Origin of the sequence: Bacterioplanoides sp. SCSIO 12839 (assembly GCF_024397975.1) — a bacterium.
Taxonomy (GTDB): domain Bacteria; phylum Pseudomonadota; class Gammaproteobacteria; order Pseudomonadales; family Oceanobacteraceae; genus Bacterioplanoides.
Genome location: NZ_CP073745.1, coordinates 3,120,068 through 3,134,446, shown reverse-complemented (window position 1 = coordinate 3,134,446; position 14,379 = coordinate 3,120,068). Strand labels below are relative to the sequence as shown.

General features: G+C 46.6%; 11 protein-coding genes and 1 riboswitch. Of the genes, 10 read left to right on the top strand and 1 reads right to left on the bottom strand.

Annotated elements, in window-relative coordinates; translation table 11 throughout:
* The first annotated feature begins 75 nt into the window (after positions 1-75).
* Both KFF03_RS14210 and KFF03_RS17700 read left to right on the top strand, forming a co-directional pair.
* On the top strand, positions 76-1,644 hold the full coding sequence (locus KFF03_RS14210) for an NAD(P)/FAD-dependent oxidoreductase (RefSeq protein WP_255857575.1): 1,569 nt from the start codon (positions 76-78) through the stop codon (positions 1,642-1,644).
* An 85-nt stretch (positions 1,645-1,729) separates the two neighbouring features.
* The gene (locus tag KFF03_RS17700; RefSeq protein WP_304941504.1) at positions 1,730-2,305 is read left to right on the top strand and encodes a type II secretion system protein; all 576 of its coding nucleotides are present in this window, start codon (positions 1,730-1,732) and stop codon (positions 2,303-2,305) included.
* A gap of 44 nt (positions 2,306-2,349) precedes the next feature.
* On the opposite strand, the gene KFF03_RS14200 is transcribed toward KFF03_RS17700, so the two are convergent.
* On the bottom strand, positions 2,350-3,006 hold the full coding sequence (locus KFF03_RS14200) for a hypothetical protein (RefSeq protein ID WP_255857574.1): 657 nt from the start codon (positions 3,004-3,006) through the stop codon (positions 2,350-2,352).
* 116 nt (positions 3,007-3,122) lie between these two features.
* On the opposite strand from KFF03_RS14200, the gene KFF03_RS14195 reads away from it, so the two are divergent.
* The 8 genes from KFF03_RS14195 to atzF all read left to right on the top strand — a co-directional run bounded on the left by KFF03_RS14195 (position 3,123) and on the right by atzF (position 14,359).
* Complete coding sequence (locus KFF03_RS14195; RefSeq protein ID WP_255857573.1) at positions 3,123-4,139, top strand: helix-turn-helix domain-containing protein; 1,017 nt, start codon at positions 3,123-3,125, stop codon at positions 4,137-4,139.
* Positions 4,140-4,299: 160 nt separating this feature from the next.
* Positions 4,300-4,453, top strand: a riboswitch (guanidine-I (ykkC/yxkD leader).
* Between the two features lie 70 nt (positions 4,454-4,523).
* Positions 4,524-5,573 carry a putative urea ABC transporter substrate-binding protein gene (locus KFF03_RS14190; protein ID WP_255860930.1) on the top strand — a complete coding sequence of 350 codons (1,050 nt, stop codon included), beginning with the start codon at positions 4,524-4,526 and terminating at the stop codon, positions 5,571-5,573.
* An 82-nt stretch (positions 5,574-5,655) separates the two neighbouring features.
* The gene (locus KFF03_RS14185) at positions 5,656-6,471 is read left to right on the top strand and encodes an ABC transporter permease (protein ID WP_255857572.1); all 816 of its coding nucleotides are present in this window, start codon (positions 5,656-5,658) and stop codon (positions 6,469-6,471) included.
* On the top strand, positions 6,468-7,277 hold the full coding sequence (locus KFF03_RS14180; RefSeq protein ID WP_370647412.1) for an ABC transporter ATP-binding protein: 810 nt from the start codon (positions 6,468-6,470) through the stop codon (positions 7,275-7,277). Before KFF03_RS14185 ends, KFF03_RS14180 begins: the two co-directional genes overlap by 4 nt.
* Before the next feature lie 41 nt (positions 7,278-7,318).
* The gene (locus KFF03_RS14175) at positions 7,319-8,053 is read left to right on the top strand and encodes an urea amidolyase associated protein UAAP1 (protein WP_255857571.1); all 735 of its coding nucleotides are present in this window, start codon (positions 7,319-7,321) and stop codon (positions 8,051-8,053) included.
* A gap of 15 nt (positions 8,054-8,068) precedes the next feature.
* Entirely contained in the window at positions 8,069-8,737 is a 669-nt protein-coding gene (locus tag KFF03_RS14170) for an urea amidolyase associated protein UAAP2 (protein ID WP_255857570.1), read from the top strand.
* 153 nt (positions 8,738-8,890) lie between these two features.
* Positions 8,891-12,535, top strand: coding sequence for an urea carboxylase (gene uca / locus KFF03_RS14165; protein WP_255857569.1), 3,645 nt, complete (start codon positions 8,891-8,893; stop codon positions 12,533-12,535).
* Positions 12,536-12,541: 6 nt separating this feature from the next.
* Positions 12,542-14,359, top strand: coding sequence for an allophanate hydrolase (gene atzF / locus KFF03_RS14160; protein WP_255857568.1), 1,818 nt, complete (start codon positions 12,542-12,544; stop codon positions 14,357-14,359).
* The last annotated feature ends 20 nt before the right edge of the window (positions 14,360-14,379 follow it).

Below are 14,379 nucleotides of genomic sequence, written 5' to 3'. Positions count from 1 at the left end.
CGCAAGGGTTGTCTGAGCCAGTATGCTGGTTGTTATTATCGAACTGATCATAACAACAATAAGTGAGCCACCATCATGTTGAACACCAGCGCACAGGAAGAACAGATTCAGGAACAGGTTGATGCTATCCGGAAGGGGAAGCGAAACCCTTCGGTAATTGTGATTGGTGCCGGTATGACGGGCATTCTGATGGTGATCAAGCTGCGGGAAGCTGGCATTACGAACGTTACCATTTTGGAAAAAACCGCCAATATCGGTGGTACCTGGCGCGAGAATACTTATCCCGGTGTTGCCTGCGATGTACCGGCTCACATGTACACCTACTCGTTTGAGCCCAACCCGGGTTGGTCACACTTTTTTGCTGAAGGTGCTGAAATTCAGCAATATTTTGAGCACGTTGCCAATAAATACGGTGTGATGAACAGCGTACGGTTTAATGAAGCGGTGACCGATGCTCGCTTCAAAAACGGTAAATGGTGGGTGAAAACCAGTAAAGGTGCTGCACTGGAAGCGGACTTTTTAGTGGCTGCCACCGGTATTTTGCATCACCCGGCGTATCCGGATATTGAAGGGCTGGATTCATTTAAAGGTGAGATGTTTCATACTGCCCGTTGGAATCATGATGTTGAAATTGGCCCGAATACCAAGGTTGGTGTCATTGGTACGGGTTCAACGGCGGCGCAGTTCATTCCTGAGCTGGTGAAAACCGGTGCACAAGTGAACGTCTTTCAGCGAACCCCACAGTGGTTATTGCCATTACCGAATTTTGAAATATCCGAAAAAGCAAAAAAACGGTTAAAAAATTCTCCCTTCCTGACCGCTCTGGCACGCAAAACCAGTATTGCATTTTTAGAGCATTTTTTTACTAAAGCAGTTACTGGTCATAAGGTTCAGCGCTGGTTATTAGAGACGGCTTGCAAACTGAACCTGCGCATCAGCATTAAAGATAAAACATTACGTGACAAGCTGACGCCAAACTATCGGGTAGGCTGTAAGCGGGTGGTCATCAACAAAACCTTTTACAACGGTATCCAACAGCCGAATGCACACTTAATTACCGAAGGTATTAAACGTATCACGGAAAAAGGCATTGTTACCAAAGACGCTAATGGTAACGAACAGGAGCATGAACTGGATGTATTAGTGTTATCCACTGGTTTTAATCCATTTAATTTTATGCGCCCCATGAACATGATCGGCCGTGAAGAGCTGCACATTGACGATGCCTGGTCAGAGCGTATTAAAGCCTATCGTTCGTTAATGCTGCCGAATTATCCGAATTTTTTCCTGATGTTGGGACCCAATACGCCGATTGGTAATTTTTCGGTGATTGCCATGAGTGAAGTACAAACGGATTGGGTGATTAAGTTGATGGATCGCTGGCGCCAGGGTGAATACGATGAAGTAGAAGCGCCCTGGGAATCGGTCAATCAGTTTAATGCTTATGTGAAAGAAGGTTTACAAGGTACCGCCTGGGTTGGAGGTTGCCAAAGCTGGTACCTGGATGCTGACGGTGATCCGATTTTATGGCCTTACACCTGGCAACGTTGGGTTGATGAAATGGCCGAGCCAAAAATGCAGGATCTGATGACCCGACAGAATGAAACCATTAGTCAGCCAACGGCTGCGGCAGAAGTGGTGTAACACTCTGATTACGATCTTAGCTTTATCGAAGCAGTTCTTTTGCTAATCTTAAAGTGTCGTCATCAATGATTGGGGTAAGGAGCACGTGCAGCGTCCGGCGCCAGGTTTTACATTAATCGAGTTAATATCCGTTATCGTGCTGTTGGGGATACTGGCGGCGACGGCTTTGTCGTTGTTTGCCGATGTCGACTCCGACGCCGATGATGCTGTGTTTATGGCTCATGTGGGGGCCATGCGCAGTGCGGTTCAGATATATCATGCAACCTGGCGGGCAAGTGCTGAACCCTCCACGGCGTTTGCTAACTACCAGAGTATTCCTTCTGTATCAGGTTACCCGGCTGGGTTGTCCAACTTGAACACGGCTTTTGAAGGTGACTGTACGCTTATTTGGAGTGATCTGTTGCAAGTGTCTGACCCTGTCTTACCGTTTATCTCAGGTAATAATGGCTGGCAGGGGGCATTAGCGGAAAGCGAGTGGGCCAGAAATGCAGGTCGTATTGCTCTATTGGGAGAAAGTGCTGATATCTTTTGTCACTTTGTTTATACCGGCGCCTTTTTTCGGGGCAATGTGTCCGGGTTGGCGGGCGATCGTGTACCGGTGATTCAATACAATATTCAGACTGGTGAAACAGCGGCTCTGAGCTGGCCTTATAACCCTTAATGACGAGTAATTAATCGGGGTTGTTAATTAATTCTCTTTGTTAATTAATTCTCTTTGTTAATTAATAGAGGCGACACGGCATAAAAACGATAAGCAAAATAACTATCCTGAATTTTAAAATGCCTGACGCCGTTACCCTGAAAAACATACGATCCCAGTGCGGCTTGTTTATTTCCTAATACAAAATTTTCAGCCTGCTCACCATTAGCCATTAAACCGGTCCATACCAGTAAGGGGGATGCAGCATGGCTACCGGTTTCGGTGTATTTGATTTTACTAAATAGCCGGCCCGACAACAGCTGTTCGGCATTGTCAGCCACCTTTTCTCCCTGAAGATTATAAATCGGCCGGTTTGGCGCAAGATTAAAAACAGCGTGTGTCTGATTTGCTTGTTTTGTTGCTACCAGAGCTTTCCATTCGATATCCGGGTGATTGGTTGCTTTAACTGATGAACTATCGGCTACACTATTCACAAAATTATTATAGGTTTGTGGTGAGTCAGACTCAGCATCATGCAAGCCGGAAGTGACAAAAATCGCATAAAATAATTCGCCATTAGTTAAAGACTCTGGCACCAGCTCTGCCGGAGCTGGAATGGCTTGAGCATTGTTGTGAATTGCACGTGTCGCGATACTTGTCTGAGCCAGCGCAGTGGCTGAAATGAAGAGCAGAAGCAGCAGAAGATATGTCGGAAACTTCATAGCGACCTGATACTGTTTGATATGCGCTACATTGTATTTTTGCAGCACCAGCCTGCTATAATCAGCGTCCCATTTTTCTGTTCTTGTTGTCTATGTACCCGGATCATGATGCTGTTTTGCCTTCTGCTGTGTTTGCAACACAAGGGCTTGAGAGTGAAGAGGCCTACTGGCATTGGCAACAGAATATGGCTCCATTATTTGATGCTCAGCTAACCGCTGACGAGCGTCAGTCTTTTTCTGCCGGTGCAACCGTCTATCTGGCGGATCATTGTGTTATTTCTCAAAGCCACTTTTCTGAGCAGACATTTGAGCGTGACCGGTACTGGAGTGAACAATACGACCCGGATCATATTGTGGTGCAGCTGTACCTTAAAGGAGGGTTCAGTGGCTTTAGTGCTGGTAAAGGTATTGCGGTAAACCCGGGTGACATTGCGGTGCTGGATCTGCGTTATCCGCTGAAGACCCGTGATTTGACATCCGATGTGTTGTGCATAGTGATACCTCGTTCGGTCTATCAGTCTTATGGCGGTAAACGCGCTGAGTTAACCTCCATGGTAATCCCAGCTCAACACTCGCTGGCGCAGTTAATTGCTGAGCAGATTCAGCTGTTATGGCGGAAACTTCCGAATATGCCTGCAGCTTTAGCGAACCGGGTGGTGGACAGTAACCTGGAGTTGTTACTGGATTACCTGACGATGGCACAACGTCAGATAAGTGGTTGCTATCAGGGCAAACAACAGCAGAAAAAGCAGCGGGTTCTGGCATTAATTGAGGCCAATCTGAGCAGTGATAACCTGAGCGTAAAATCTCTGGCGCATGAATCCAACCTGTCGCGCTCGGCCATTTACCGTTTATTCGAAGAAGAAGGTGGGTTGGTGAGTTATATTCAGCGTCGCCGACTGGAAAAATGTTACCGTCTATTAGAAAAAGGCTACAGCGGCAAAATTACCGATATTGCCACGGACTGGGGATTTAACGATCACAGTCACTTTTCCTCACGTTTCAAACAAATGTTTTCAGTCACCCCTACTGAATTGCGTCGTCAGGCGAGCGTGTTATTTGGCAATCACTTTAACGGCTTAAATGTCAGCCGGCATAAATCAGAAATTCAGAACTGGTTGTTGTCACTTTAATGTGTCTATTTGGTGCGTTCGCTCCGGGCTTTTTAAGTAAGTTTGCATTCTTATGGTGCAATGTCTTCAGGAAATCATCGTTAAACCCGTTAAAAAGCTGGCATCAAATTTGTAACACTTAAGTTGTCCGTACCCTTGTCACAGCGGGCAACAATTGAACGAAATAGAACGCTAGGGTTCCGGTCTTATTGGTCTGAAATACATATCAAACCGTAAGATGGCTGGTCCGAGAGCGTTCGACCTCTCCTTTTTCTGCAACGCAATTGATTGTAGAAAAAACACAGGTTACACGGCGGGATAAAAGCCCGGGAGACTTGCTTGGCTTTGCCAGGGGTACTCCGTTTTAAACACAGCTTTTAAACCCAGTAATCTCAGAGGTTCATGATGAAACGTCTCGCTACTGCCGCTTTAACACTCTCGCTTGCTTCTTTTTCTTCCCTTGCCAGTGCTGCCGACAGCTACAAAGTGTGCTGGTCGATTTACGTTGGCTGGATGCCCTGGGCCTATGGCGCTGAAGAAGGCATCGTTGAAAAATGGGGAAAAAAATATGGCCTCGACATCGATGTTGTACAAATCAACGACTATATCGAATCCATTAACCAATACACGGCGGGCGAATTTGATGCTTGCACCATGACCAATATGGATGCGTTAACCATTCCGGCAGCGGGTGGTGTTGACAGCACCGCGTTGGTGGTTGGCGACTTCTCCAATGGTAACGATGGTGTGGTATTAAAAGGTGCTGACTCGTTAAAAGACATCAAAGGTCAGAAGGTGAATCTGGTTGAGTTGAGTGTTTCCCACTACTTATTAGCGCGCGGCTTAGACAGCGTTGGCCTGAGTGAAAAAGACATCTCTGTGGTGAACACCTCCGATGCCGATATGGTAGCCGTTTATGGTACCGATGACGTTACCGCGGTATCGACCTGGAATCCGCTGTTAAGTGAAATTGAAAACATGCCAAACAGCACTAAGGTATTTGATTCGTCAAAAATCCCGGGTGAAATCATCGACTTATTGGTTGTGAATACCGATACCCTGAAAAAAGAACCTAAATTAGGTAAAGCGTTGGTTGGTGCCTGGTATGAAATTATGGCCACCATGAGCGGCACCGATAAGGCGGCTGAAAAAGCCAAAACCTTTATGGCAGAAGCTTCAGGTACTGACTTAGCAGGTTATGAAGCTCAACTGGCCAGCACCGAAATGTTTTATACCCCATCCACTGCACTGGAATTAACCAACAGCAAACAGTTAGTTACCACCATGAAAAACGTGGCGGAATTTTCCTTTGAACATGGCCTGTTAGGAGAAGGTGCACCAGACGCTGGCTTTATTGGTATTGAAATGCCAGCCGGTGTTTACGGCGATAAAGGCAATATTCAGTTCCGTTTTGATCCAACCTATATGCAGATGGCTGCTGACGGCAAGCTGTAATCTTCCCGTTCGTTCATTGTTTTATTTCCCGGCAACTCTTGTTGTCGGGCAAACATAAATATGGCGGATATTGAGAACGGTTATGAAAAAATTAATTAATCAAGCGCCGGGCCGTTCGTTAGGGTTATTCCTGGGGTTCGCTCCGTTTATTGCCCTGCTGATTCTGTATCTGATGGGTTCAGATGCCCGGCTTGAACTTAATCCAAACGATAAATTATTACCGGCTTTTGGTCAGATTGGTGATGCCATTGAGCGTATGGCGTTTGAGCCCAGCCGCCGCACGGGTGAATATTTATTCTGGAATGATACCGCCGCCAGTCTGTATCGCCTTGGTTTGGGTGTCTTAATCGCAGCAGTTATTGGACTCATGTTAGGTGTGGTAACCGGCGCATTGCCTTTGTTTGCTTCCTGGCTTTCGCCGTTATTAACGGTAGTGTCTCTGGTACCACCATTAGCGATTTTACCGATTTTATTTATTGTCTTTGGCCTTGGCGAATTATCAAAAGTTGCACTGATTGCGATTGGTATTACCCCGTTTATTGCGCGTGATATTCAACGCCGAACTCAGGAAATTCCAACCGAACAGTTGGTGAAAGCACAAACACTGGGGGCTAACACCTCTCAGATTTTGGTGCGCGTTATTTTGCCGCAAATTATGCCCAAACTGATTGATGCAGTGCGTTTGTCGTTGGGGGCTGGCTGGTTATTTTTAATTGCCGCTGAAGCCGTTGCTTCGACTGAAGGATTGGGCTATCGCATTTTCCTGGTACGACGTTATATGGCGATGGATGTGATTTTACCCTATGTCGCCTGGATTACTTTTCTTGCGTTTGTGATTGATTACGGATTGAGAAAACTGAATCAGCGTTTATTCCCATGGGCGGAGGGAAAATCATGAGTGAAGCCCATAAGAGTGGAATCAATATGATTGAAGTGCAAAACGTCTGGAAAACCTACGGCGATAACGTTGTGTTAGAACGCCTGAACCTGACAGTAAAAGAAGGCGAATTTGTGACCTTAGTAGGTGCTTCGGGCTGTGGTAAAAGTACCTTTCTGAATATGTTGTTGGGCACAGTCACGCCAAGTCAGGGCAATATTTTATTGGATGGAAAACCCATCAGTGATGAGCCGGACGATGAGCGTGGCATCGTTTTTCAACAATATTCGGTTTTTCCACACATGACGGTACTCGACAATGTGATGGCGGCCAAAGGTTTTAAACAACCCGGTATCACAGGTTGGTTATTGGGTGAAAAACGTAAGCAGGCAAAAAAAGACGCCGAGGAAATTTTAGAACAAGTGGGCCTAAGCCATGCACTGAATAAGTACCCACATGAATTATCCGGTGGCATGAAACAGCGATTAGCCATTGCTCAGGCGCTATTGGGTAAACCAAGAATCTTATTATTGGATGAACCTTTTGGTGCTCTGGACCCGGGCATTCGTGCCGATATGCACGAACTGGTGCTTAAACTCTGGAAAGAATACCAGCTCACGGTTTTTATGGTGACTCATGACCTGAGTGAAGGTTTTTATCTGGGAACCCGGTTGTGGGTATTTGATAAACACCGGTTAGACCCTCAAGCTCCCGGACGTTATGGCGCTGGGGTCACTTACGACTTAGCGGTTGGTAACACCGCCGAAAAAGAATTTAACGCCATTAATAAAGATGTCAAAGAAACAGCCTTGGCTGTCAATGCATAACCTGAAGGCAGTTTTTGAATAAAAGTGGTAGCGAGTTAACTATGTCTGAATTAATTAAATCCATCGACTATACAACGGTTATTCCGGGTGGTAGCCATTGGTCGTTGCGGGTACGTCGTGGCACGGTATTACGCCTGACGGATATGGAAGGCAGCGCCAATATGGGCATGTTGTTCTACAACCCGGAGAACCTGCTGGAGCGTTATAACGCCCCTGATTCGTTAAAGTGTCAGCACACCTTTAAATTAACTAAAGGCAACTGCCTGTACTCCGATATGGGGCGTATTTTTGCCTCGGTTATTGGTGATGATCTGGGCTGGCATGAAACCGTGTGTGGTAACAGCCACGCCAGTCATATCGAACAGCAGTGGGGCAAGCGTGATTATCAAAGCGACCGTAATGACTGGTACCAGAATGGCAACGATGCGTTTTTAGTCGAATTAGCCAAGTACGGTTTAACCAGCGCTGATATGGCAGCCAATATCAACTGGTTCAGCAAAGTGGCGGTGGATGATGGAGGCAATATGAGCTTGGCTGCTGAGCATTCTCAGGCTGGTAATCAGGTTACTTTGCGCTTTGAAATGGACACGCTGGTGGTGTTGCACACCTGCCCACACCCATTGAATAAAGCCGAGCAATATCCACGTTTACCGGTTCAGGTTGAACTCGGTGTTGCACAGCCGATTGCGGATGATGATTTTTGCAAAAACTTCCGTCCGGAAAATCAGCGCGGTTTTGATAATAACCGTTTATATCATATTGCCGCTGGCTTCTAATTTAAGGGCTTTATTATGTTAGACAGTACGCTGAATAAAAACGAGCTAGTCACCTCTGAATTAATTCCGGAAAATGCCATTCAACGCGATACCGTTGATGCCGGTGATTATTATATTGGAATGGTAAAAGCCGGCCAGACATTCCGTATTCTGGATCTGGAAGGTAACCAGGCCGCCGATACCTTATTTTATAATGCCAACGATCCGCAGGAACGTTACAGCGCGACCGATACCATTCGTGAACAGGGTAACGTGTATTTAACCACCGGCTCACAATTACGTTCTGATCGTAATAATGTGATGCTGGAAATTGTCGCCGACACTTGTGGCCGTCATGATACCTTAGGCGGTGCTTGTGCCACCGAAAGTAATACCGTGCGTTATGATCTGGAAAAGCGCTGTATGCACGCCTGCCGTGACAGCTGGATGTTAGCCATTGCTGAACACCCGGAATACGGCTTAAGTAAACGCGACATCAGCCACAATATTAATTTCTTTATGAACGTGCCGGTAACAGCCGCTGGTGGTTTAACCTTTGAAGATGGTATTTCCGGCGCGGGTAAATACGTCGAGTTAAAGGCGGAGATGGACGTGATTGTTTTAATCTCAAATTGCCCACAGCTGAATAACCCTTGTAACGGTTATAACCCAACACCGGTTGAAGTTCTGGTTTGGAATGAATAAAAAGCATTTTTTATTAACGATAATTTTTTAAGTTATTCACCTTATTAAGATCAAACCCTTCGGTGGACGACCACCGTCGCAAGCCAGCAGAAAGTGATCCCTAAAATACAGGATCTTGGCTAACACACCGGGACGACCCGGTTTGGAAGACTTATGTCCGTCATACCTTCTTCGCCTGAGTTCAGCAAAGTTTTGATTGCGAATCGTGGTGCCATTGCGGTGCGTATTATCCGCACTCTGAAAAAGCTGAATATTCAATCTGTTGCTGTTTATGCCCAATCTGATGCAGATAGCTTACATGTCCGCGATGCCGATGAAGCCTATTGTTTAGGCGACGGAACTGCCAAAGAAACCTATCTGGATATTGAAAAAATTCTGGATTTCGCCCAACAAAGCGGCGCTCAAGCGATTCATCCGGGTTATGGTTTTTTAAGTGAAAACCCAGAGTTTGTGCAACGCTGTGAACAGCAGAGCATTGCTTTTATTGGCCCAACCGCAGAGCAAATGCTGGCGTTTGGTTTGAAGCATAAAGCCCGTGAATTAGCGATTGCGGCGAATGTTCCGTTATCACCGGGCACAGATTTATTAGCAAGTCTGGATGACGCGTTACAACAAGCCGATGAGATTGGTTATCCGGTGATGTTAAAAAGCACCGCTGGTGGTGGTGGTATTGGTATGCAATTGTGTCACAGTGCTGAGGAGTTACAGGGAGCGTTTGACAGCGTAAAACGTCTGGGTGCCAATAACTTTGTCGATGACGGTGTCTTTTTAGAAAAATTTATTCAGCGTGCACGGCATATTGAAGTACAGGTGTTTGCCGATGGCCAGGGCAATGCATTAGCCATTGGTGAACGTGACTGCTCCAGCCAACGTCGTAATCAGAAAGTGGTGGAAGAGTGCCCGGCACCCAATTTAACCGATGATATTCGCCAGCAGCTTTATCAAACGGCTGAGACTTTATTAGCCAGTGTGAATTACCGCAATGCCGGTACGGTCGAATTTATTTTTGATGCCGACAGCAATGAATTTTATTTCCTAGAAGTAAATACCCGCTTACAGGTTGAGCATGGTGTTACTGAAGAAGTATATGGCATTGATCTGGTGGAATGGATGGTGCAGTTAGCCGCTGGTCAGTCGCCAAACCTTGATCAGCAGAGAAAGCAGCTAACACCTTCCTGCCATGCTATTCAGGTACGTTTGTACGCCGAAGATCCTTATCGGGATTTTCAGCCTTGTGCCGGATTATTATCTCAGGTGCAATTCCCACAAGGTGAAGGTATTCGTATTGATCGCTGGGTTGAAAGTGGTATCGAAGTACCGCCCTTTTTTGATCCGATGTTAGCCAAAGTGATTGTGCATGCCGATGACCGGCAAGCGGCTCTGAATAAATTACAAGCAACACTGGATGAGGTGGTTTTATACGGCAGTGAAACCAATCTGGATTATTTACGGTCATTAAGCCGTGATGCTGTTTTAGCGGCTGGAGAAGTCACCACCCGTTATTTAAATGACTTTGCTTTTTATCCACAACGTATGGATGTGCTGGTGGCGGGCACACAAACAACCATTCAGGATTATCCGGCGCGCTCCGGTTATTGGGATGTGGGTGTTCCACCTTCAGGGCCGTTTGATAATTATTCATTCCGTTTATTAAATTGCCTGCTGGATAATGATCAGGATTGTGCCGGATTAGAAATCACCATGCAGGGGCCAACGCTGAAATTCTCAGCAGATACCGTGATTGCACTGGGTGGTACTGAGATTTCTGCCGAGCTGACCCAGGCAGAAAATGGCGAAACCATTGCGCTATCACTGTGGCAAACAATCAACATTAAAGCCGGTGATGTTTTAGCTTTGGGTCGTGTGAGTGAACAGGGTGCGCGCAGCTACTTAGCGGTAAAAGGGGGTATTCAATGCCCGGAATATCTGGGCTCTCGTTCTACCTTTACCTTAGGTCAGTTTGGTGGTCATAACGGTCGGGCGTTACGGGTTGGTGATGTATTAAAACTCAGCCCTGTGGATATCCCGGCGACATCAGAAAAAGCAGCGCTTAAAAAATTATTACCCACGATCAGTAATGAATGGCAATTGCATGTGATGCCGGGGCCACATGGCGCGCCTGATTTCTTCACCGATGAGGATATTAATACTTTTTATGAACACAGCTGGGAAGTGCATTACAACTCCAGCCGTACCGGCGTGCGTTTAATTGGCCCTAAACCCAAATGGGCACGAGCCGACGGTGGTGAAGCAGGATTACATCCATCCAATATTCACGATAATGCCTATGCTTTTGGCACTGTCGATTTTACCGGAGATATGCCGGTAATTCTCGGCCCGGACGGCCCATCGCTGGGTGGTTTTGTTTGCCCGGCAACCGTGATTACCGCTGATTTATGGAAATTAGGGCAGTTACGTGCGGGCGATAAAATTCGTTTTGTTCCGGTAAGCCGTGATACTGCTAATCAGTTAGAAGCTCAGCAGATCCACCAGTTAGCAACACTAACAGTCGATTCTGAACTGACCATTCAGGCTGATGATAATCGCTCGCCGTTATTGGGTGAATTAAGCGCCAACAGTGTGGGTGAAAAAGTGGTGTATCGTCAGGCCGGTGATCACTTCTTACTGGTGGAATATGGCGAACAACAGCTTGATATTGCGCTACGCTTCCGTGCTCATGCATTAATGCAATGGTTACAAAAAAATCCAAAATCGGGCCTCCGAGAATTAACGCCGGGTATTCGTTCGTTACAAGTGCATTACGACAGCCAGGTGATCAGCACTGATGAATTATTAGCGTATTTGCAGCAGGCCGAACAACAGTTAGCTACACAGGTTCAGGAATTATCGGTACCTTCGCGTATTGTGCATATTCCGTTGTCGTGGGATGACGAAGCGTGCCAACTTGCGATTGAAAAATACGATCAATCTGTGCGTACAAATGCGCCCTGGTGTCCGAGTAATTTAGAATTTATTCGTCGTATTAATGGGTTGGATAGCATCGATGAAGTGAAAAAAATCGTCTTTGATGCGTCTTACTTAGTGATGGGATTAGGTGATGTGTACCTTGGTGCGCCGGTGGCAACGCCGGTTGATCCTCGTCACCGTTTAGTGACCACAAAATATAACCCGGCACGCACCTGGACGGCTGAAAACTCCGTTGGTATTGGTGGCTCGTATTTATGTGTTTATGGCATGGAAGGGCCGGGTGGTTATCAGTTTGTCGGCCGTACATTACAAATGTGGAACCGTTATCGCCAGACTCGCGAATTTGCCAAGCCCTGGCTGTTACGTTTCTTCGATCAGATTCGTTTTTACCCGGTATCGGGCGATGAACTGTTGGATATTCGCCAGAATTTTCCACAAGGACGCTATCCAATTACCATCGAAGAAAGCAGCTTTAGCTTATCGGAATACCAACAATTTATTGCCGATAACCAGCAGGATATTAATCAGTTTCAACAAGCACGCCAGCAGGCATTCGATAATGAATTGGCGAATTGGCATGCCACAGGCCAGTTTAATTACGAAGCCGAAGAAGCCGATATTCAACAAACTGAAGCCGACTGGCCGGAAGATTCTATCGTGATTGATAGCCCGGTATCCGGCAGTGTTTGGCAGTCTGAAGTGGCTGTGGGGGATACGGTTAAGGCTGGGCAGTGTCTGATGATTTTGGAATCGATGAAAATGGAAATTCCGGTGTTCGCCCATTGTGATGGCGTTGTAACACACACCTTATTAACGGCTGGGCAACGCGTCAATGCGGGGCAAGCGTTAGTGGTCATTGAGCAGGAATAAAATACGATGAAACATACTTTAACCATTACCGCACTGCAGCAAGCGTATCAGTCTGGTGAAACAACTCCTGAGCAGGTGATCGCCGCCATAAGCGAATTGAGGAAGCAATATCAGGATCATAATATCTGGATCCATCAATTAACCGCGACTGAATTAACGCCTTATTTGGACGGTTTAAAAAATAAAGATCCACAAAGTCATCCATTATGGGGTATTCCGTTTGCGATTAAAGATAATATTGATTTAGCAGGAATTCCAACAACAGCGGCATGTGATGCCTTTGCGTATACACCAGAAAAATCAGCAGCTGTGGTACAGCAGCTGATTGATGCTGGTGCTATTCCTGTGGGTAAAACCAATCTGGATCAATTTGCCACCGGATTAAACGGCACTCGTTCACCCTATGGCGCCTGTAAAAATTCGTTTAACCCGGAATACATCAGTGGTGGTTCCAGCTCCGGCTCGTCGGTTGCGGTTGCGTTAGGGTTAGCCAGTTTCAGCTTAGGCACGGATACTGCCGGTTCTGGTCGTGTGCCGGCGTGTTTTAATAATCTGGTGGGGTTAAAACCATCCCTGGGTTTATTATCCGCTACGGGTATGTTACCAGCGTGTCGCAGCCTTGATTGTATGACCATTTTTGCACTCAACAGTGATGACGCTAACTCGGTATTTTCTGTTGCCGAAGGCTTTGACGACAGTGATGCCTACAGCCGGAAAAATACCTATTTAAATAATCCGCGCCATTATGGCCAGCATGATTTATCCAATAAAACATCGCCATTAACGGTGGGTATTATTCCAGAGGCGCAACTGAAATTTTTTGGTGATGAACATTACCAAAATGCTTATCAAAAAACCTTGACGGTTTTGCAACAGCAGAATATCAAACTGGTTGAAATCGACTTTGCTCCGTTTGATGAAGCCGCTCGGTTATTATACGAAGGCCCTTGGGTGTCTGAGCGTTACCTGGCCACACTGCCACTCATTGCGGAACAGCCAGAGGCTGTTTTCCCAGTGGTGCGCGATATTATTGCACCGGGTGGTGAACATAAAGCAACCGATTTATTCAAAGCGCAATATCGGTTAAATGCATTAAAAACAATTTGCGGCCAACAATTGGCAGATGTGGATTGTTTATTAACACCAACAGCCGGACGCTGTTTTACCATTGAAGAAATGCTGGCCGAGCCGATTCAACACAACAGCGAGTTAGGTTATTACACTAACTTTATGAACTTGCTGGATATGGCGTCGGTGGCGGTGCCGACTCAGATTACTGAACACGGTTTGCCGTTTGGTATCACGCTGGTTGGCCATGCCTTCAGTGATCGCGCACTGCTGTCGATTGCCCGCTGCATACAGCCACTGTTTGATTTACCGCTGGGCGCAAGTGACAGTAAAGCTTCTACACCAGAAGCGGTGGTAATCGGCAAAACAGACACCATTGATGTACTGGTATGTGGTGCCCACCTCGATGGCTTGCCACTTAACTGGCAGCTAAAAGAGCGCGGTGCGGTATTAAAAACCGTTACCCAAACCGCACCTGTGTATCGTATGTATGCACTGGCCGGAGGGCCACCGTTCCGCCCGGGACTGATTCTGGATGAAGAACAGGGCGCAGCAATTGATGTCGAGATCTGGTCGGTGCCAACCGCTGAGTTCGGTAGCTTTGTTGCCGGTATTCCAGCCCCGCTAGGTATTGGTAAAGTCCGTGTGGCAGATGGCTCTGTGGTTAGTGGTTTTATCTGTGAGCCTTATGGCTTGGAAGGTGCGGAGGAGATTACTCAGCTGGGCGGCTGGAAGGCGTATCTGGCTGGTAAATAGCTAATAGCGTGTTTAAAAAA